We start from the raw sequence: 21,765 nt of genomic DNA, 5'->3' as shown, positions 1-21,765 counted from the left end.
TTCTTTTTCTTTTTTAAAGTTGAACCAATAAAACCATTTTTTGTTCACCACGCTTTATCTCTACCGCAACTGTCATACCTGCTTTTAATTCGGAAAGTCTGAACATATAATCCTGTATATTTTTTACAGGTTTTCCATTGACTGCTGTTATAATATCACCACTTTTCATTCCAGCTCGGTAAGCAGGTTTATCCTTAGTTACAGAGATTGCTTTAAGCCCATTATTTGATGCTCCGCTAACATCAGGCATAATTCCTAATGTGACCTTATAACCACGACCATTTCTCATTGGTTTATTTTTTGGTCCAGCTTCTTGGAAGATGAGTTTTTTAGGGCGATTGGATAATTCGTAACAGAGAGAGTAAGCATATTTAACTACTGAAACCATACCATCAAAATTGATTTTATCAATATCATCGAATGGGGTATGATAGTCTAAATGAACGCCAGTGGTAAATGCAAAAACAGGAATATTTTTATTGTAAAAACTTGAGTAATCGGATGGACCTGAACCCTCAGGGGAAAAAGCAAGTGTAAGGGAGCTATCCGCATTTAGGTTTTTAAGAATGGCTTCGCTTTCAGTAGATGTTTTTGTTCCGCTAATCTGTAACTCTTTTTTATTCATCCTACCTACCATGTCGAGGTTTACCATGGCAACAATTGACTGGTTTGGAATTAAACCAGATTCAACAAATTTTTGAGAACCAATTAAACCCATCTCTTCTGCTGCAAAAGCAACAAAAACAATACTTCTCTTGATTTTTCTATGTTTTGATTTTAGATTTTTTGCAATCTCTATCATTGCTGCAATACCAGAGGCATTGTCATCCGCACCATTATGGACAGCAATGGTATCGGGTTTGCGACTTGATGTGATTTTACCACCCATTCCTAGGTGATCGAAATGGGCACCAATAACGATATACTCATTTTTAAGTTTTTTATCTGATCCCTCAAGAACTGCTACAACATTTTGAGTTGTTTTACTATCGTTAATTACTTCTGTGGTGGCATTAATAGAAGTTGAGAGTTCCATAGAGTGTGAATGTCTATCGACTATTATTATTTTTTCTAATTCTTCTATTTTGGCCTGTCCATTAAGAATAAGGTTTGCAACATCCCGTTTTACCTGAATAACAGGAATACCAATATCATATCCCCTTTCAGTCATGGTTAAGAGTTTATCTTTGGAGTCCCATGAATTACCCGAAACTAGTATAACACCTTTAGCTCCTTGATCCTTTGCTATTAACGTTTTATTTCTATCTGATGATTGATTGATGAATACACTTTCAAGGCTATCTGGTTCTGGATCGCCTCTTAGTAGTAAGACCCATTTGTTATTTACATCAACGGCTTGGTAGTCGTTCCAAAGTAGTTTCTCGTTATTAATTTTAAAACCATACCCAGCAAAAACCACAGAGGATTCAAATGTGGACGAGGATGAGAACGAAAGGGTAGAGAAATTGCTTTCGAATGTTTGATCAACTCCATTAATACTCAACCTATTGTTTGTACCAGGTTTTTGATCAATGATGATATCCATAAACTGATATCCTTTATCACCCAAGGGTTTTAGACCAAAACTATCAAACATATCCTTGATATATTTAGCAGATACTCTGTCATAGGGTGTTCCGGGATATCTTCCCTTTAAGCTGTCCGAAGCAAGAAAATCAATATACTTATAGAGATTTGCTTTTGTAATATTAGGGTTAAACTGTTGATTAGACTGGCAGGATGCAATTGAGGAAATTGAAACCAGTAACCAAATCTTTAATAATTGTCTCATTTTAATAAATTAAGGTTAAACAGTTGTTATTATCTATTTTGGAATGTTCAAATTAATGACAAGATACAAACCTACATTTATTTTCGAAAAAGCAACAAATTCTATAGTTGATATTTATTAACCAAATCAATAATTGTTAATTGGAGAATCATTAAAAAAATCAGTTAATTTTGGGCACTTTAAATAAACATGGGGAAAAAAATATCGGAGCGTAAAGTAATTATCTTTACTACTTGTTTAGTCATTTTTGCAGGATTAATTAGATTACTAAACTATGCAATTGGCATTGTTTTATTCTATTTAGCTTTTCTTCCTTTTATTCTTTATCGAATTAATTACTACTATAAACTGCGAGGAAAGTCTAAAACCCAAGACGATAAATACAGGTTAATAGTCCTTGTTTTATTGAGTATCACTATAGTTCTTAATTTGCTAGAGATACAGGATGTAGAGTTTTTCCTTCTCTTTTTACTAATGGTTGACTTCCTACTTGTGATTAACAAAAAAGCCTAGGGAATTTTAATACCCATAAAACTTACATCATCAACTTGAATATTTTCCCCTTTCCAAGCTTTAAAGGTAGTTTCAAGAGTTTTCACTTGTTCTTGAAGAGAAATTTTTGCCATTGAGCAAATAAGCTGCCGTAGTTCTTGATATCTGAACTTTTTTGTATACAACCCGCCAAATTGATCAGCAAATCCATCAGTAAAAATATAAAGAATATCACCCTCCATGAGTTTAACCTCGTGTGTAACGTAGCTTGTATCTTCAAAAATATACCCTATGGGTTGTTTGTTCGGCTTTACTTGATATAAAGTGTAATTATTATCGTTGTGAACGATATGCGATGTTGGTTGTGGTTTCGAATTTTTGCGAAGAATATGTAAGGGAAGATTTGCTCCTGAGTAGTTAAGCTCTTTTGTTACAGGATCGTAAAGGCATAAACTTATATCCATACCATCAAAAATCTCGGCTCCCTCGCTCTGACAAAATGAGTTTTTAAAAAGTACATTCATTCCATTCAGAATTTCTCCGGGATTTGTAAGATTTGACTCGTTAATAAGGTTGTTTAAGCCATAAGTCCCTATAATACTGGTAAAAGCACCGGGCACACCATGGCCTGTACAATCGGCTACGGCAAAAAGTATTTTATTGTTTTTACTTTTAACCCAATAGAAATCACCACTTACAATATCTTTGGGTATAAAAAGAATAAACGATTCGGTAAAATAATCCTCTAAACGTAGCGAAGTCTTAAGAATTGCTTGTTGAATTCTTCGAGCATAATTGAGACTATCCGTTATATCTCTATTGCGCTTGTCAACAATATGCTTTTGTACCTCAATCTCATTTTTTTGTAATGATAAATCGATATTTGCCGATTTTTTGAGTTTATATTCCCTGTAAGCAAAGGTGATTAAACCAAGCGAAAAAGTAATAATTAAATAAAGTAAGATTTGATTTGGTTTTGAAAGGTTTGTTGGGTCAGTCTTTTGACTAGTTTCGACTGGTTTAGGAGTATTTTGAATGCTTTGTGAAAACCCAATTATTGAGAACGAAATAAAAATATATAAAAATAGTATTCGGCTGAATTTAGCTGAAAGTTTCATCTGGAAAAATTAGTTGTCTTGTTTGGCAAAAGTAGAATAAATGTTACAAAGTGCAGCAATTTTTTTTTACAATAGATTGATGAAATTTGGATACGCAGTGTTTTTAAGAGATTTGTAAATAATATAGATGAATCACTGCTGGTTTAGGTAATGCCTTAGCGTATTAATTAGTACCTCAGGCTTAATCGGTTTTGCTAGATATTCATTGCATCCTGCATTTTTCCCTTTAATTATATCTTCTGCCATGGCATAAGCGGATTGAATGATAATGGGAATCGAAGGTCTCATCTCTTTAATAATTGATGTAGCTTGATAACCATTCATATCTGGCATTTTGATATCCATTAAAATCAATGAAATATCAGGATGATTTCTAATAAAATTTACTGACTGAAGGCCTGTTTTTGCTCTAATAATATTAACTTTTGTTGGGTTTAAAACTTCCTGAAGGAAAATGAAGTTATTATCCTCGTCTTCTGCAATTAAAATAGTTATTCCCTCAAAATTATCACTAATCGAGGATTCGAAATTTTCATCAATAATTTTAGTGCTTTCATCAGGAATAATCATCGGCAAATTAAAAAAGAATGTTGAACCCTTATTTTTCTCAGATTCAGCCCAAATTCTTCCGCCCAACATTTCAACCAGTTTTTTTGATATTGCTAATCCAAGCCCTGTACCCCCGAATTGGCGCGTTGTTGTATCATCAGCTTGTCTAAACCTATCAAATATCAATGGAATTTTTTCATCACTTAATCCAATCCCTGTATCACTAACATAGAATAGGATGGTAGCATTATTAGGTATTAGATATCCAAATTCGATAATCCCTTCGAAAGTGAATTTCAACGCATTATTAAGAAGGTTAGTTAGAATTTGTCTAAGTCTAAGAGGATCACAAAGAATACAAAAATTTAAATCATGTATAGTTTCCTTTTTAGCGAAAAGTATGCTATCCTTATTACTCCTTTTTTTCTCATTATTGACATATTCAAAGATTTCATTAAAAATCACATTAACATAAGTTGGTGATTTGTTTATCTTTAGTTGACCTGCTTCTATTTTGGCTATATCAATAATATCATCAATAAGAGTTAAAAGAGCTTTACTGCTATTGGTTATGTATTGAGCGTATGTATCTTTCTTTTCCTGCGAAATTGTTTTACGGGTAATAAGTTCTGAAAAACCGATTATAGCATTCATGGGTGTTCTAATCTCATGACTCATATTGGCTAGAAACGACGATTTTAGTTTATCCGCTTCTTCCGCTTTTTCTTTAGCTCTATGGAGGTTTATTTCATTTTCTTTATGTTTGATACTTACAGCAATTTGTGTAGATACAAACTCAAGAACTTCAAGATCATCCGGTGTATATGCATTTTCGGAAGAGTAACTTTGTAAACCAACAATACCATAAACCTCATCGCTGCTAAAGAGTGGAACAGCCATCCAGCATTTAGCAGGAGTTCCTATAATGTCATCTATAAAGCCTTCTTTTTGAAGTTCAAGAATATCATTTTGGGTATATAAAACTGATTTTTTTAAGCTGATTACATATTCACTTAAGGTTTTTCCGAGTGGAAATCGAGTGAATGTATCCTTTTCGTCATCCATGTAAGTGAGCATCAGATGTTGTCTGAATTTATCATACTGAACAACAAAAAGATTATTTGCGTCTATAACTTGATTTAATTCATTTTGAATAGATTTATAGTATTGTTTGTTATCTCTATTTTCTAATTCTGATTTTGCAAGATTGGTTAATATTTTTTTTACCTTTTCATGTTTAATGCTTTTTGTTTTATTTTTAATCCATACAATAACTAGCTGATTATTATCTCTAATGATTTCTTTAAAAGTTAATTGTAAGTATATTTTTGTGTTAATGTTAATGTTGTGCCAGAATCCTATATACTCCTTTTTAATAACATCATGGTATTCATTTGGATGGATGTTTTTAAATAAATTGAAAAGATTGCCCGTATGGATAATTGGATCGTTATTAAGGAGTTCTTTTAGTTCATTGGTAACGCATAGGATTGTACCCTTTGAGTCTAATATCATACCGTAACCTGGAATACACTCAAAAAGGTAGTTGTTAAATATATCAGTACTATTAGTTTCTTTAGCAAAGGGGTCATTACAGATCATAACCAATTAACTTTAAGTAAAAATAGAGAAAAAAATGAATATCTCCAATTAATTATAAAATAATCGATGTAATTCGCAAATTACTAACAATTTACGAATAAACCAATTTAAAATTGATTAAGTGTGAGTAAATGATGATATACGTCTAATATTTTAAAGCCTTTTTCTCATTGTTGAGATAGAAATTCCGTCCGAAAGGAATATTTCTCCCATTGTATCAACAGTAAGACAACTGTGAATGGGGAGAATAGCAACTAGCTGACCTGGGTTTAATATTGATACTCCCACATTAGCGTTTGATGCAATTAAACCATGCTCTTGGCTAATACTTTTGAGCCAAAGCCCTTCATAGGGTGAGCCCCAATTTTTTCCATCAAAAGGGCAAATGAGACCGAACGATTTGGTTTGATCTGGATTAGAAATGAAATCCTTAGATAGATGAACTGCTCCTCCATGAATAATTGCCTCTCCACGCTCAGTGTAAACGTCAACAACTAGGCATATTAATGCAACAGCAATATCATCGATTGTGCAAGAACCGATTGAGGCTTGTGTCAAATCGTAATACACAAAATTGCCCGGTCTAATCTCATCAATTCCCCAAAAATCATTGGAGATTGAGCATGATGGAGTATCTCCATATGAAACATGAATTTCGGGATTACTCTCTTTCCAAAATGTTTTAATACGACTTAGCATTGCCATCGATTTTCGATGAATTGCTTCAACCTCCTGTTTCGAGTTGGTATCGTAAGTTTGTCCTGAATGTGTTATAAAGCCTTTAAACAGGTAAAATTTATTTTGTTTAATATGATCAACCATTAGGGCAATTTCTCTTGTGTTTTCAGGGTTTACTCCTGAACGACCATGCCCACAATCAAGTTCAATGTAAATGCCTATTTTATTATGAATTAAAGAATCAATGGAAATTAAATTCTTAAAGGAAGAAGTAATAATATTTAATTGTATTGATTGTGCAAGTTTATTGATAATCTCTGAATCGAAGGGAGATACAGGAAAGGCAACTGTTATATCGGACCAACCAGCTGATGCAAAATACTCAGCCATGGTAAATGAAGAAACTGTGCAAGCATTTACACCTAATTGCTTAAACCATTCTCCAACCTCAATACTTTGATGGGTTTTAAAATGTGGTCTGAATTTCAGATTATTTTTTTTAGCCTTTAATGCCATTCTTTGAATGTTATCGAGGCATTTCTCTTTGTTAAGCAGTAGGTATGGGTAATACGAAGCCATTTGGATACTATTTAAGTTAGATGTAAAAAACAAACCCTGAACGAATCAGGGTAGAATATGAAGGAAATTAGCGTGTCAAAAGTACTAATTCTCAGAATTTATTTCATACCTTTTTCCGTAAACAAGAAGAGGAGTTATAATTGCTTCGGTATGCTTCTCCAATGTAATTAAAATCTCACTTTCTTTAACTTCAATGGTTGGTCTATCAATATTTAACCATAGAAAACGATGAAATGCTTTTGACCTTTCAAATTTAATATATCCATCCTTTTCTTCTAACAACCTATAGTTTTCCTTGGTCAGAAAAAATTCTTTAATCAGGTTAATATTTACATTTTTAGCAGGGGTTATATGCATTAACGATGTTTTATAAGATAGGGATGTAGTTAATGCAATAATAAATGGTAGAACAACTGTTAAGGGAGAAAACTCAGTATAGTAGGTAATATAATCCTTCGAAATAGGGTATCCACCAATTAAGAGTAAAAGGATAAGAAACAAGGCAAAAATAAATAATAGCATAACAAAGAAAAAGAAGAAAAGCCTGACTTTTCCTTCGGTCTTTATTTTCTCGGTTTTCACTTTTAAGGCCATTATAGCATCCGCTTTTTTAATTAGAAGCAAGTTAACAAAACAAAATCGAAAAAATCAACCTTTTGCACCTAAATCATTAATAGTCTTTTACGAATAAATCATAACTAGCTTTTAGTTAATTCATTATGATATATTATTATTTTTTGTTATTGAAAATAGCAACCCCTTCCTCTCCATTTGAGTTTGCAAAAGCTCTAAACATTCCGCTAGTATTCATTGTTAGTGAAATATTCCCATATTTATCAACGGCTATTATACCCCCCTGTCCTTCTGCTTTTTTAAGTTTGTCATTGACAACAAGATTCGACGCATCGGTTAATGATAACCCTTTATATTCAATCAAAACAGAGATATCATGTGCAACACTATACCTGATGAAGTATTCCCCATGCCCAGTTGCTGATACTGCACATGTATTATTATTTGCATAAGTGCCAGCACCAATGATTGGTGAATCGCCAACTCTACCGTATTTTTTATTTGTCATACCTCCTGTTGATGTGCCAGCAGCTAAATTACCTTGCTTGTCGAGAGCAACACAGCCAACAGTTCCCATCTTTTTATCCTTGCTATTCTCCTTTTCAAGAGCTTTTTGTAATGCATCCCAACTTTTTTGTGTAAAAAAGTAGCTACTATCAACAATTTCAGCACCCTGAGAGCGTGCAAACTTTGAAGCACCCTTTCCAACCATCATTACATGCTGAGATTTATCCATAACTAAACGTGCAGCCGAAATAGGATTTTTAATATCTCCAACACTAGCAACTGCCCCAGCACGAAGTCCATTTCCATCCATTATTGATGCATCCATCTCATTTTTTCCATCGTGATTAAATACAGCACCTTTGCCAGCGTTAAATAGTGGACAATCCTCCATATATCTTATAACCTGCTCAACCGCATCTAAACTAGTTCCTCCTTGAGAAAGAACTTTTTTACCGATCTCAAGAGCACTGCCAAGGGCTTGATTGTATGCACTAAGTTGATCTTTAGTATAATCATCAGGATTAATATTTCCTGCACCACCATGTATTGCAATTGCCCATTCAACCTTCTTTTTTGTGTGGTTAGTATTATCGGTGCAACTCAGAAATAGAATTGCCAAGAAGAAAAAGGGATATAATATTTTTTTCATTGCGGTTTAAGGTTTTGTGAATAAGCAAATGTACTTATTTTGATTTTACATGAATACGTGAAAACCCACTAACTTTTTGTATAAATTTGCACTCTTAAAATACCTCAATAAGATGAGAATTCGATTGATATTCCTTTTAAAATACTTCCTCTTCTGGTTGCTATTTTTCACTTTTGCACGGCTTTTCTTTATGATTTACGAGTTTAGCCTATCTACTCAGATATCAGCGGGTGAGTGGCTAGGTATTTTCATTAGAGGTGCTTGGATGGATATCTCGATGATTGGATATATACTTCTACTTTCAAGTTTAATAATGGCTTTACATTTTTACTCTAAAAGGAAATGGATTATCTCTACTTTTAAATACTATACTATATTTCTTCTGGCAATATTTACTTTTATAGTGGTTGTTGATGCTGAACTTTATAGAAATTGGGGATTTAGAATAGATACAACGCCCTTTTTGTATCTTAAAACACCCGGCGAGGCATTTGCATCAATAAAACCATTGTTAGTAGTTTTACTCACTATTTTAGCAATTATTATTTTTCTATTTTTCTTTGCCTTTTACCAAAAAAAAATTCTTCAGTATAATACTCAAATAAAGAGAGGATGGTGGGGATTTATACCTGTATTCTTATTCCTTTCAGCCACAATGATTATACCTATAAGGGGCAGCTTTGGTATTGCTCCAATGAATCCAGGTAAGGTGTACTTTAGCCAGAATATGTATTGTAACCATGCTGCGCTAAATTCTCTATGGAATTTGATGTATTCTGTCTCCAAATCGAGTTCTATGTATAAGAAATACCCAGATTATATTGATAAAAATAAGGGAAAAGAAATTGCTGCAGAACTTTTACTCGATAATGGTTCAAACCTCAAAGTTCTAACGAACGATAGACCCAATATTGTGATAATTCTACTTGAAAGTTTCACATCAAAGATTATTGAACCTCTTGGAGGATTACCCAATATTGCACCAAATTTTAATAATTTTTGTAATCAAGGTATTCTATTTAGCAGGATGTTTGCTAGTGGTGATAGGAGCGATAAAGGAATAATTGCCGTTATTAGTGGGTTTCCTGCACAACCAACCAGTTCAATAATTAAATACCCTCTTAAATCGCAAAAACTCCCTACAATTAGCAGTATATTTGATAGTTTGGGCTATCACACATCCTTTTATTATGGTGGTAATCCAGACTTTGCTAATATTCGATCGTACCTTTTTTCTTCAAAATTTAGGAAGATTATAACAGAAGATGATTTCCCTAAATCGTACCGAAATTCAAAGTGGGGTGTACATGATGAGTATGTTTTTAATAGGCTACTTGCTGATTGTGATTCTGCAAAAGGTAAATTTTTTAAGATGTACTTTACACTTACTAGCCATGAACCATTCGAAATGCCAGCAAAGCCTAAGTTCAAAGGTGACGATGAGCAAACCAAGTTTTTAAATTCTACTTGCTATACGGATAGCTGCTTGGGTGCTTTCTTTAACGAGGCTAGAACAAGAGAATGGTATAAGAATACTTTATTTGTGTTGATAGCTGATCATGGTCATCGTTTTCCGGGAAGTGATGCTAACTATGTCTTAAATAAATTTAAAATTCCAATGCTTTGGCTTGGAGGTGTATTATCAACGGATTCATTAAACGTAAAAACTACTGGTTCTCAGGTTGATTTAGCATCAACTTTACTTAATCAGCTTGATATTAGGACGAATCAATTTAAATTTTCGAAGAATTTGCTCTCCAATGGGTGTAAACCATTTGCATATTACGTTTTTAACAATGGATTTGGATTTGTAACCGATAGCACATCTGTTATTTATGATCATACCAGTAAAAAATTTATTGATAAAGAGGGTATAAACACTGATAAGGTAGCCGAACAGGCATTCTCATTCTTTTCATACTATCAGGAGATATTTTTAAAACTATAATACCTTAATATTAAAGCAAATTCAATTAACATAATAGTTTTATGGATTGTAAAAAGGAATCGAATTCGAAAAGTTGTAATTGCACATATCCGTGCAGTAGGCATGGAGTTTGCTGCGATTGCATTACTTACCACCGCAATAGTGGCGAGTTACCAGCGTGCTATTTCCCTAATGATATTGAGAAGGGGTATAACAGATCAATTAATAATTTTGTTAAAATTGTAAATGAGAGGGGAACAGGATATCTAAAGTAAAAAATGATATCTTATTTTTAAAGAAAACATAACAATTAAGCTAATTTTATGTTTTATTACCAATGATGTAAGTTTTATAATTAACCACTTAATAATTTATCATTAAAATTTAAATTAGTATGAAAAGAATAAGCCTAATTGCATTACTATCAATTTTTACAATAGCCATAACTCAGGCGCAAAGTCCACTTTCAAAGGGTGGAAAACAATTAAATGCGGGCGTTGGTTTTTCTGGCTGGGGAGTTCCTATTTATGGGGGAATGGATTTTGGTGTCTATAAGGATATCACAGTAGGTTTTGAAGCTTCATTCAGATCCTATAACCAGAAATACATTAACAATTCTTATCGCTCAACGATTTTTGGTATTTCAGGGAATGGGAATTACCATTTTAATACTATACTTGAGATTCCTAGCAATTGGGATTTCTATGCGGGGTTAAACCTTGGTTACTATATTTGGAATTCCCCTTCGGGTTATACAGGTAGTGGTAGCTCTGGACTTGGTTTGGGTGCTCAAATTGGTGGACGCTATTTTTTCAAGCATAACTTTGGAATCAACCTTGAATTTGGCGGAGGTAATGCCTTTTCCGGCGGTAAGTTTGGGATAACCTATATCTTTTAATGGCAATAGTTGAGCATATAATATTGAAAAACAAATCCGAAGGTTTTAAATCTTCGGATTTGCTTTTTTCAGAAAATTGATTTTCTATTTTATCTCTTTTAGAATAAAGTACACCACATTTTTGATTGCCTCGTCAAAGTCAGCGCAACCCATCTTTGAATCAAGGTTGTACTGTGGGATAAGCATAAAATTATCGAGGTAAAAAATTAGATTCATTCCCTTTGAAGTTCCCACTAAATCTGCCGATAACTTTTTGCCTGTTAGCGTTGTAAAGGTTATAATATCGAGATTTGGCTTTATTGAGCTTTCGTTTCGCTGAATAGTCAATGCAGTACAATTGGTATTAAGAACCACCTTCTTTCTATCCTTTTTCATTGTAAAGATAGTCAGCCTATAGGTTTCCATGGTGGTGATTGACATAGGGTTAGTGGCAGCGCAGGAGGTTTCGTAATTATAATCCGTTCCCTTATAGTTAACCTTTCCGGAATACCTATTCGTGTTTTGCGCAACTACATTATTGGCAATTCCAGCAATAGCTAGAACCCAAAATAGTGTTATAATCTTTTTCATACTATTGATTTTAAGTTAATATTTACAACAAATAAAGTTATTAGAATGATAGTGCTTATGCCAATATTATGCCAAGATTTACACTAGTTTAAAAACATACACAAAGTGCTGAGAAGTAGAGGAGGACAAATTATCTTCAAAATACTACTTGGCCCTTAAGTACTGATTTGGCCATTCAATCTCATCTCCTAATTGTTTTGCAGCGTTTAATGCAAAATAGGGATTCCTTAGCGATTCACGAGCAATAAGGATCAAATCAGCCTGATCTTTTTGCAGGATATCCTCTGCTTGCTGCGCTTGCGTTATCAGACCAACAGCACTAGTTAGTATCCCCGATTCCTTCCTAATTTGCTCTGCATACGGCACCATGAAACCCGGCCTAGCTGTAACTTTTGCATTGTGAACCATGCCTCCAGCCGAGGTATCAATAAGGTCAACGCCTTTGTGCTTAAGGATAGATGCAAGTTTAACCGATTCATCAATATTCCAGCCACCTTCAGCCCAATCGGTAGCAGATAATCGAACAAACAAAGGCAGGTTCGAAGGCCATACACCCCTCACAGCATCTACAATTTCGAGCAGTAGGCGTATTCTATTTTCGAAGCTGCCGCCGTAGCTATCGGTACGATGATTGCTCAGTGGTGAAAGGAATTGATGAACCAGATAACCATGTGCTGCATGAATATCAATTACTTTATATCCTGCTTTTAACGCACGTTGAGCTGCAATTCTAAAATCGGAAATTACTTTTTTGATTCCTTCCATATCTAGTGCTTGTGATGCTTCATCATCGGGATGAAATGGAACTGCGGATGGGGCAACGGTTTTCCAACTATCACTGGTGTTCTTTAGCTGTTTACCACCCTCCCAAGGGCGAGCGCAGCTGGCTTTCCTTCCAGCGTGGGCAAGTTGAATACCTGCAATTGCTCCTTGTTGGTGAATAAATGTGGTGATGCGTTGCAACATTTCGATATGCTCCTCCATGTAAAGCCCCAAATCTCCGGGTGTGATTCTCCCTTCGGGGGAAACAGCAGTTGCTTCCTGAATGATTAATCCTGCTCCACCTGTTGCGCGACTTCCTAGGTGTACCAAATGCCAATCGTTGGCAAACCCATCCACGGCGGAATACATACACATTGGTGAGATTGCAATGCGGTTTCGGAGCGTTATCTCTCTTATTTTTAGTGGTGATAATAGTTTGGACATAGTTGCTTGTTTTGAGTGCAAAGTTAGTAAGTTAACAAGTTAATAGGGTAATAAGTTGAAAAGTTGACGGGATTTAGGGGTTTAGGAAGTTAGAAGTGATAATCGCAAAATGCGATAGTTTTTAAGTTGATAAACGAATAAGCTAATAAGTAGATAAGTTGACAAGTTAATAAGAGGGTAGGGGTTGGGTATCGCAAAATGCGATAGGTTGGTTTTAGGGTTATCAATCTTCCAACATTCCATTCTCCATCGCTCCAATTCTCCAGCTGTGAACTGGTTTGAAAGACTGGTTCTTTTAGGCTTTGTTGTGGGGTTGGTTTGGGTAAACTTAAAAGATAAATGCTACTTTTATAGGGTGTTGATTAATCTAATATTTGAACTAAATGACTTTAATTGAAGCAATTGCAACGTTTTTCGGTTTAATCTGTGTTTGGCTTACCGTTAAACAGAATATTTGGTGTTGGCCTACAGGGATTGCTCAGGTTACCCTTTACATTTTCGTTTTCTACGATGCTCGCTTGTACTCAGATATGATTCTACATATTATCTACGTTATTATTAATGTTTACGGGTGGTATCATTGGTTGTATGGCAATAAGGAGAAGGAGGAGCTGAAAGTAAGTTTGGTTGGAAAATGGATTTGGATGTGGCTGATAATATGCGTTGTTGGAACATTTGCTTGGGGATATATTATGGCCAATTATACTAATGCTGCACTACCTTACTATGATTCATTTATTACTGCCGCCAGTCTTATTGCCCAATGGTTAATGGCACGAAAAATTGTAGAATCGTGGTGGTTCTGGATTGTTGTAGATATTGTAGCTGTTGGTGTATATTTTGTTAAGGGTCTTTACATTACCACAGGACTTTATGCCGTTTTCCTTGTGATGGCAACTATGGGGTATTTTGAATGGAGAAGGGCTTATAGGAAAGAAAAGACAATGGCAGTTGCGGTGTATTAGTTGTAGATATGGTAGCGGTTTTGGGGATTATTTTATTCAAGCCATTCAAACAAATATTCATTGTTGAATTCTATTTCAAAGGCTTTTAGAAACGACAAGTATTCATCTTTAAAGGTTCGGGTTTTGTGGTGTTCCATTTGGTTTTCAATATATTTTAACGTCAGTTCGATGTAAGGTGTCATCCTGAGCGAAGCGAAGGATCTAATTACTTGTAAAACAGATGGTTGATTTCAGCAAATCCTTCGAATTTCACTTCGTTCAGCATGACAAAACAACAACCGAACACTGTGCTTAGGATCAATATGCTATGCTTACATCGAACTCACGTTACTTTAATTGAATTTTCTGTTCTTTGAGAAAAAACCATTATTGGGAAAATAAACAACCCTAATAAAAATAGTGCATTTTTCATGGCTATTGTTTTTTAAGATTAATTTCCTAACTTTAAGAAACAAATTACTGAAATTGATATAATTATTTAAGAAAGAAGAAGAATTATTACTTAAAATGAAAGTAGATATTTTTTCTTATAAAAGATACTAGTTACACAGAACGTGGAAATATAGAGTTTTTAAGATTAAAAACTTTTTTTAAACCTTAAACTAAAAATATGAGTATTCTGGAATTTTTTGATAAACCAATAGTAACTACTTTAATTAGTCTAATTGGAGTTAGTTTTGTCGCTGCCTATATTTCAGAACGATGGCAACGTCGTTCAAAGATGTACGATCTCAAGTTAAATCAAATACGTGAGATTATAAGCGCTTATCATCATTATTTAAGACTTGTAAAAGGCGATGTGAATGATCTTAATGGCAAACCATTCGATGAAATACATGCCTTGGTAATTTCACTTAATAAGTTAAATAAATGCATGTTCAAATCAGAAAAAATTTACCCCAATTGGGATTATGTTTTTCAAAATCTTTCAAGTATAAGAAACGACAGGATACATAGCAAAGAAATAAATTGGGACGAAAGAATTGACCCATTGAGAGAAAAGGCCGATGAGGCTATTGATATTATGTTTAAAGAACTGATATGATTGTTTTCATTATCTAATATACAATTGCCTTTTGTAAAGATCTTGTTAATAATCGCTGACTGATACCAAATTCTGATACATTATGCTTTTTCTATGATTTTCTTATCCTATATTTGAATTAATTCCAAATCATATTTTAATTCGCTTTTAAGGATTTGACCTAAAGAATGCATTTCTTCATTCCCTTGTTTGTAATACCATTTGGCTGTAACATTTTCACATTCATTAAAAAAACTTAGAATTCGTTGAATATAGTCTTTTGAACCCCTATTACATGATTCGATTATAATATTAATTGTGTAATGTTTTTCTTTATTGTTCCATACCATACTTTCAATCGGTCTTATTAGAGGTTGAAAAAATTCTATTGGTTTTTCGGTGATGGAATTACCTTTAATCTCAAAGATTCCTTCTGCTTTGTGAAAGAAAACCTCAGGTGATTCTCCCGATCTTCTAATACGTAATGGATCATCATACTCATCAATTTCTATTAATTCTAATGGAATATTAAAATGATATCGTAAATCTTCTCCCAAATTGAAAATATCTTCATCATCCTTGTTAAAATACCAACGAATTGTAACTTGATTGTGTGAACTTTTACAGTGTGCTTTAATTAGGCCAAATATGTTATTAATACTCTTACTTCCCTGTGTATTTGTATATTCGAGGCCAAAGATAACTTTTAAAGGTTTATCCGGATAAATTCTATTAAACTCACTTAACATATCAATAACCGGACGATGAAATGCAATAGTATCCTCACAAATTACACAACCTCTATAAATAAATTCACCTTGTACTGGATAAAAAAGTATCTCTGGGTACTGTTTAGTGCCTTTCCATTCTAATTTTTCCATTATTCATTTGTCGTTTATTTGAATTATTTCCAAATCATATTTTAATTCGCTTTTAAGGGTTTGACCTAAAGAATGCATTTCTTCATTCCCTTGATTGTAATACCATTTTGCTGTTACATCCAAACAATCATTAAAAAAACTAAGAAAACGCCGAAAGAAGTCAATAGAGCCTCTATTACATGATCTGATTTGAAAGTTAATTGTGTAATGTTTTTCTTTATTGTTCCACACGAAACTTTCGATTGGTTTTATCAAAGGCTGATACATTTCTATTGTTTTTTCTTGAAGAGAATTACCTTTAATCTCAAAAATCCCTTTTTCCTTGTCGAAGGAAATCATAGGTGATTTTAAAGATTCTTCTATGAAAATTTTTTCCTCTTTAGAAGAATCTTTAATTGCTACATAGTAATCTTTATATGCTATCATTGTAAATGGGATCTTTACATTGTTTGCGAGATCCTCTCCAGCTTCATAGATATCTACATTATCTACTTCATAATACCAGTAAATGATTACGGGATAGCCATAATAATAGCGTTTTTCAATTTTCTTAAAGATCTGAAAGATTTGTTTACTTGATGGAGTATTATAATATTCAAGAACAAAAGTAGCTTTCAATGATGTATTAGGATATTTATCAATAAACTTATCTAATATTTCAAAAACAGGTAGATGAAATTCCTTAGAATTTTCAGGAAGTACATTTCCTTTGTATTCAAAAATACCCTGTTCCATATCAAAAAAAACAGTCGGAGTTTGAGTTGTTCCCTGAATATAAAATAGTTTTTCTAATTCATCTTTTAACGACTTGATGGTTTTAGTATATCCCAATTTATTGAGAGCATTCACAATTTCTTCTTTAACCTTAACATCTTTGTGGTTGCAAATGTCATTAATTCCAAAAAGATTTAATAATGGTTGTATTGCCCTGCTATCGCCTAATTTACCAAGAACTTTTGCTGCTATTTCTTTAACTTCCCAATCACAAGTATTTAAAGCCTTTATTATTGGCTCTACAGCTTGGATATTCTTAAATTTACCTAGAGTTTCTATAGATGCAATAATTACATGATTCGAAGTATCATTTAACATATTTATAAGTGGTACAATTGCGCGTTTATCATTCAACTTATTCAAGGCTTTGATACACTCAACTCTTACTTCACTCTTTTCATGATTTAATGTTTTTATTAAAGGGTCAATAGCACCAATATCACCATAATTTCCAAGAGCTTCTGCTGAAGCTATAATTACAGAAAATTTAGGATCATTTAATGCATTAATTGATGGAATAATCGCACGTTTGTCATTCAACTTAGCTAAGACTTGTATACACTCAACTCTTACTTCACTTTTTTCATGATTTAATGTTTTTATTAAAGGGTCAACAGCACCAATATCACCATAATTTCCTAGTGCGTTTGCTGAAGCTATAACTACAGAATATTCAACGTCATTTAATGCATTAATCGATGGGACGATCGCACGTTTATCTTTTAATTTGTCTAAGGCTTTTATACACTCAATTCTAACATTGCTGTTTTCATGATTTAATACTTTTATCAGAGGTTCTACAGCATAAGTATCACCCAAATTCCCAAGTGCTTCTGCAGAAGCAACAATGACTGAAGGTTCAATGTCATTTAATACGTTAATTAGTGGTTCAACAACTTTATTATTTTTTATTCTACCAAGAATTGTCGCCGTCTTTTGTCTAATATTTGTTATATCATTCTTTAAACATGCTATAAACGATTCTATGCCAATTATTTTGCTGAATTCACTAAATACTGTGTTGGAAAACCATCGAATTCCATTTTTCTCATCAAAAGACATTATTAATGGCTCAATAATATTGGAAACACCAAGTTTGCAAAGGGATTCTATAGCAATTTTTCTTTTATTGTCATCGTCGGTATCTAAAAATTTTATTAATAGGGTAATTGAACGAATATCTTTAAAGTCACCAAGAGCTACAATTACTTTGCTAGTTATCTTCCTTTCATAATCCCCTTTAACAAGATAGTCCAAGGCGTTAATTGTAGCATTAATAATATCGTCATTTTTAATTTTAAGAGCATCAATAAGTCTTTCAACATCTTTTTGCTCTTTCCAGTTTTCGATATCTTCTAATGTGGTTTTTAAAAACATTTTTCGTTTCCTCCAACTTATTATTTTACTGATTTGATCCGATAAGTTTAATAAACCTTAAAACCAACTATTAATATATCATCCATTTGCTTATATTTACCTTTCCATTGTAAAAATTCGTTTTCTAAAAGTTCAGGTTGAGTTTCCAAGGGACTTGTATAAATATTTTGTAACAGTTGTCGCACCCGCTTGGTATTATATTTTTGAAATGTCATTCCATTCATTTGATTGGCATACCCATCGGTGCATAAATAAAAAATATCTCCTTTTTCCAGTTTTATATCACAACTTTGATAAATATCTCCCTCAAAAAACGGATTATAACCAATGGCAATACGCTTCGATTCAAATTCAGTAAACTTACCATCCCTAAACATATATAAGGGAAGAAATGCATTTGAAAACTGCATTTTCTTTTCCCCTATATCGATAATGCATAATCCCATATCATAACCATCACCTGAATTTGTTTCTTCCTGCTTAAGTAAAGTAATGATTTTCTTACGAAGTATATTCAAAATTTCATGTGCCTGAAGTTTATTACTTGTTATGGTTTCATTTAAGAGCGATAGGCCTAGCATACTTTGCAGAGCGGCTGGAATACCTGCCCCTGTACTATCAGCAACAGCCAAATAAACTTTGTTTTCAATTTTTTTTAAAAAATAGAAGTCCCCACCAACAAGCTCTTTAGGTCTGATATAAATAAAATATTCTTTTAGGTTTTCTTCAAATTGTTTCCGTGATGGCAGAAATGCATTAATAATTTGATTGGTGTAGGTAATAGATGTGAGAGTGTCTTTAAATTTCTGCTCTTCTTCCTTTTTTAGCTGTAACTGTCGCTTGCTTCGTTTGATAAAATCTTTTATCTCTTCAGAAAAAACCATGCGTTTTTCGTATGAAGAAATAAATGTCAGCGATTTCTCATCAAGTAAACTCTGACGCTTCAAGAAATCATTGTAGCGGTTATTTATCAGTCTTTTTGCTTCAATAAACTCTTTTTCAAATAACGACATTCTTTGAAAAACACCTTTAGCAAGGCTATCATGTTTTAGCTCATATTGATCCTTTTCATCTTTGTCTTTAATAATTCTCAGATTTATAAAATGTTGTAAAAGGTCATGAATTAATTCATTGGTAAATTCAACTCCTGTTTCTTTTATTCTATCAGAAATTTCATCGATTTTCAATGGCTCTTTTGTGCCTTCTGAAGAAACCATTGCCTTCAAAATAACCTCTGCATCATGTGAATTGGGCAGGATGTTTATTTGTTCGTCAAGAAAATCATTTAATATATTGCCAACATCATTAATTTTTGAAAGGTATTCTTTTTTAATTTGCGGATTATTTGGATCTTCTAAAAGCGCATTTTGAACCAATTTATCTAATAAAATCTGTAAGTAAGTAAGTTCAATTTCATGCGATTGTTTACAAAGAATTTCAATGATACTTTCGTTTATTCCTTCTTCAATACCAATGTTGCAAATTTTCAAAGGATTCTCAATAACCGACTTTACCTGTAAGCGATTCATCTTTTCAATTCTCACCCTATTATTAAAAATTTGTGGTATGTCGTTTTCAAATTCCGATAAGCAGGCAAAATATTCTTCGCGTAAGATGATAACAATATTGGCTCTTTTATTCGAGTTTGTAATTTTTATAAGTTGGTTCTGTATGATCTTTCTTTCATTAACTCCTGAAAATATAAACAATTCTTCAAATTGGTCAAAAAACAGGGTAACTGGTTTGAATTTCCTTGAATAAATTTCAGTGATCATAAGATTAATATCATCGGACTGAGAATGAGAATGTTTTTTTAATTCTAAGATAAGGTTTTCAATTGGTTTCTTACCACATCTGATAAATATCGGGTAAATATCCTGAGAAGGAATCTTAGCCAGAAGACCGCAATTGATAACGGATGTTTTGCCGGTACCAGATTGTCCATAGACTAATAGTAGGTTCGAAGAATTGTACTTTCGATACAATTCTTCGATTTCTTTTTCTCTACCAAAAAAAATATCTTTATCGTCAAGCGTATATGAATCAAGAAATTTATAAGGATTGTGTGGCTTATTCTGAGGTATATCAGTTTTCTTAAATTTGTCAAATATCTCATCAAGTGAATTTTCAAAAAATATGTTAGGATCATCATTCATAGAATATTCATTAATCTGATGTTAAATATTTGATAATGAGACCTTAAACTTATTATAATCCTCTTCCTTCGCAATAAACTCAATTACTTTAAGTAAAGAAATTGTCAATTCATGCTGATTTTGGGTTCTCTCAAGGAAAAAAGGACCACCGTTCCAGACAGGCCTATATTTAATTCCTTTTTTTATATCCCAGTCTATATATAAAAATACATCTGGTATATGATTTTCACCTTCATCAGAATAAATAACAAGCGGATCAAGATTCAGGTAATTTTCTTCTTTTCCTTTGGTAATGATTATAGCAGGAGTATTAAGCAATCCAGAAAGTTTTTTTAAATATGCGCTAAATTTTGAAGTATGTCCGATTACTTCTGAAAAACTATGTGTAAAAGACGGATCATTCCATCTAAAATTTTTTACGGATACATTACCAACGTATAAAAAGTAATAATTAGAGATAAAACTTAGATTATTTAAAATTGTTTCTAAAAATGCTTCTGCTTCAAAACATAAATTTTGAATTGATTTTGATGTATTCTCTATCGAGTCGTGTGCAATACGGTTCCGAATCGTTGTTAATGAATTAAATGCTTTTTGAGTTTCAGATTCAGAATTTCTTCCAAGAATAAAATAGTTTGGCAATTCATTTATATACATTTCGACATTATTGTCAATGAAAATCTTAATCCCATCTCTCATTAAGGCAGTCCATTTTCCGAAAGTTGTCTTAAAAAAGTTTTTAAAAAATTCATTCTTAAATGATTCTGGCAGGAATATTCTTTTTTTATTATTTTGTTCTATTAAATCAGAAAGAACAACAACAGCCAAGAATTGAATTGTAATTTCGCCTATTTGAAGGATTTGCTTAAGTCTGTTTGAATCTGGTTTAAGATATTCTTCTGTATTTAACACTCTAAATTCACTGGCAATAGGATATGGATATCTATTTTCTACCTCATTTATAAGATGCCTGTCCATAAGAATTAGATTATTACAATTCAAATTTAGAAAAATCAATTAACCTTTATAGCATTACATAAGTATTAATATTCAAAACAAACTTCACATAAATATTATAAATGCGAATTAAGGGTTGAAAAAAAGGTACATAAATGCAACGGCTAGTCTACCAAACACATGAACAAGCAATCCGTTTGCCGATCGAACTTTAGACGCCCTTTGAATGCCAGTCTTCTCCTCTAGCCAGTTGAAGAAAGACTCAATGGGTTGACGTACCCTAGACACAGCGGTGGAGAATAGATCCGCAGCAGCCTTGTCGAAGTATTTTATGGATTCCGCTTGACCTTTCACCCCTTTAACGGGAGTGTACATGATGGATTGCCGTTCTTCAAGGAGTTGGTTGAAGAAGTTCGGATCGTGGTATATCTTATCGCCAAAGAAATGCCGATTGCTGATACCGCTCCAGTTCTGCTTGAACACGTTCAGGT

The 21,765-nt window shown here is 33.1% G+C and carries 19 protein-coding genes; 6 read left to right on the top strand and 13 right to left on the bottom strand.

Features of this window, described 5'->3' with window-relative positions; all coding sequences use genetic code 11:
* Positions 1-13 precede the first annotated feature (13 nt).
* On the bottom strand, positions 14-1,792 hold the full coding sequence (locus tag HOO91_13715) for a M20/M25/M40 family metallo-hydrolase (GenBank protein ID NOU18608.1): 1,779 nt from the start codon (positions 1,790-1,792) through the stop codon (positions 14-16).
* Positions 1,793-1,981: 189 nt separating this feature from the next.
* Here HOO91_13715 and HOO91_13710 point away from each other — a divergent pair, with 189 nt between their 5' ends.
* The gene (locus HOO91_13710) at positions 1,982-2,305 is read left to right on the top strand and encodes a hypothetical protein (GenBank protein ID NOU18607.1); all 324 of its coding nucleotides are present in this window, start codon (positions 1,982-1,984) and stop codon (positions 2,303-2,305) included.
* On the opposite strand, the gene HOO91_13705 is transcribed toward HOO91_13710, so the two are convergent.
* The 5 genes from HOO91_13705 to HOO91_13685 all read right to left on the bottom strand — a co-directional run bounded on the left by HOO91_13705 (position 2,302) and on the right by HOO91_13685 (position 8,539).
* The gene (locus HOO91_13705; GenBank protein ID NOU18606.1) at positions 2,302-3,402 is read right to left on the bottom strand and encodes a SpoIIE family protein phosphatase; all 1,101 of its coding nucleotides are present in this window, start codon (positions 3,400-3,402) and stop codon (positions 2,302-2,304) included. The two genes, HOO91_13710 and HOO91_13705, sit on opposite strands and share 4 nt — an antisense overlap.
* A 132-nt stretch (positions 3,403-3,534) precedes the next feature.
* Positions 3,535-5,553 (bottom strand): response regulator, encoded by a 2,019-nt coding sequence (locus tag HOO91_13700; GenBank protein NOU18605.1) that lies wholly within the window; start codon positions 5,551-5,553, stop codon positions 3,535-3,537.
* Positions 5,554-5,706: 153 nt separating this feature from the next.
* Positions 5,707-6,810, bottom strand: coding sequence for an alanine racemase (locus HOO91_13695; GenBank protein NOU18604.1), 1,104 nt, complete (start codon positions 6,808-6,810; stop codon positions 5,707-5,709).
* Positions 6,811-6,894: 84 nt separating this feature from the next.
* Positions 6,895-7,404, bottom strand: a complete 510-nt coding sequence (locus HOO91_13690; protein NOU18603.1) for a hypothetical protein — start codon at positions 7,402-7,404, stop codon at positions 6,895-6,897.
* Between the two features lie 136 nt (positions 7,405-7,540).
* Positions 7,541-8,539, bottom strand: a complete 999-nt coding sequence (locus HOO91_13685) for an isoaspartyl peptidase/L-asparaginase (protein NOU18602.1) — start codon at positions 8,537-8,539, stop codon at positions 7,541-7,543.
* Between the two features lie 112 nt (positions 8,540-8,651).
* On the opposite strand from HOO91_13685, the gene HOO91_13680 reads away from it, so the two are divergent.
* The 3 genes from HOO91_13680 to HOO91_13670 all read left to right on the top strand — a co-directional run bounded on the left by HOO91_13680 (position 8,652) and on the right by HOO91_13670 (position 11,364).
* A complete protein-coding gene (locus HOO91_13680) occupies positions 8,652-10,487 on the top strand; it encodes an LTA synthase family protein (protein ID NOU18601.1) in 1,836 nt (611 codons plus the stop codon).
* Between the two features lie 41 nt (positions 10,488-10,528).
* The gene (locus HOO91_13675; protein NOU18600.1) at positions 10,529-10,741 is read left to right on the top strand and encodes a hypothetical protein; all 213 of its coding nucleotides are present in this window, start codon (positions 10,529-10,531) and stop codon (positions 10,739-10,741) included.
* A gap of 119 nt (positions 10,742-10,860) precedes the next feature.
* On the top strand, positions 10,861-11,364 hold the full coding sequence (locus HOO91_13670; protein NOU18599.1) for a hypothetical protein: 504 nt from the start codon (positions 10,861-10,863) through the stop codon (positions 11,362-11,364).
* A gap of 84 nt (positions 11,365-11,448) precedes the next feature.
* On the opposite strand, the gene HOO91_13665 is transcribed toward HOO91_13670, so the two are convergent.
* Together HOO91_13665 and HOO91_13660 are read right to left on the bottom strand one after the other, a co-directional pair.
* Positions 11,449-11,934 (bottom strand): hypothetical protein, encoded by a 486-nt coding sequence (locus HOO91_13665; GenBank protein ID NOU18598.1) that lies wholly within the window; start codon positions 11,932-11,934, stop codon positions 11,449-11,451.
* 144 nt (positions 11,935-12,078) lie between these two features.
* Positions 12,079-13,140, bottom strand: a complete 1,062-nt coding sequence (locus HOO91_13660; protein ID NOU18597.1) for an NADH:flavin oxidoreductase/NADH oxidase — start codon at positions 13,138-13,140, stop codon at positions 12,079-12,081.
* Positions 13,141-13,523: 383 nt separating this feature from the next.
* Between HOO91_13660 and HOO91_13655 the strand changes: the two genes are divergently transcribed.
* Positions 13,524-14,105, top strand: coding sequence for a nicotinamide mononucleotide transporter (locus tag HOO91_13655; GenBank protein ID NOU18596.1), 582 nt, complete (start codon positions 13,524-13,526; stop codon positions 14,103-14,105).
* A 610-nt stretch (positions 14,106-14,715) separates the two neighbouring features.
* Complete coding sequence (locus HOO91_13650) at positions 14,716-15,150, top strand: hypothetical protein (GenBank protein NOU18595.1); 435 nt, start codon at positions 14,716-14,718, stop codon at positions 15,148-15,150.
* Positions 15,151-15,257: 107 nt separating this feature from the next.
* Here the strand turns inward: HOO91_13650 and HOO91_13645 are convergent, their stop codons facing one another.
* From HOO91_13645 to HOO91_13625, 5 genes are all read right to left on the bottom strand, one after another.
* Positions 15,258-16,010 carry a DUF1987 family protein gene (locus HOO91_13645; protein NOU18594.1) on the bottom strand — a complete coding sequence of 251 codons (753 nt, stop codon included), beginning with the start codon at positions 16,008-16,010 and terminating at the stop codon, positions 15,258-15,260.
* Between the two features lie 3 nt (positions 16,011-16,013).
* A complete protein-coding gene (locus HOO91_13640) occupies positions 16,014-18,161 on the bottom strand; it encodes a DUF1987 family protein (GenBank protein NOU18593.1) in 2,148 nt (715 codons plus the stop codon).
* A 47-nt stretch (positions 18,162-18,208) separates the two neighbouring features.
* The gene (locus tag HOO91_13635; protein ID NOU18592.1) at positions 18,209-20,317 is read right to left on the bottom strand and encodes a SpoIIE family protein phosphatase; all 2,109 of its coding nucleotides are present in this window, start codon (positions 20,315-20,317) and stop codon (positions 18,209-18,211) included.
* A 21-nt stretch (positions 20,318-20,338) separates the two neighbouring features.
* Entirely contained in the window at positions 20,339-21,319 is a 981-nt protein-coding gene (locus HOO91_13630) for a hypothetical protein (protein NOU18591.1), read from the bottom strand.
* 84 nt (positions 21,320-21,403) lie between these two features.
* A complete protein-coding gene (locus HOO91_13625; protein ID NOU18590.1) occupies positions 21,404-21,649 on the bottom strand; it encodes a transposase in 246 nt (81 codons plus the stop codon).
* Between the last annotated feature and the right edge of the window lie 116 nt (positions 21,650-21,765).

It is taken from the genome of Bacteroidales bacterium, from assembly GCA_013141385.1.
GTDB lineage: Bacteria > Bacteroidota > Bacteroidia > Bacteroidales > Tenuifilaceae > UBA8529.
The sequence above is the reverse complement of the archived record's forward strand: the minus strand, read 5'-3'. Positions and strand labels throughout refer to the sequence as shown.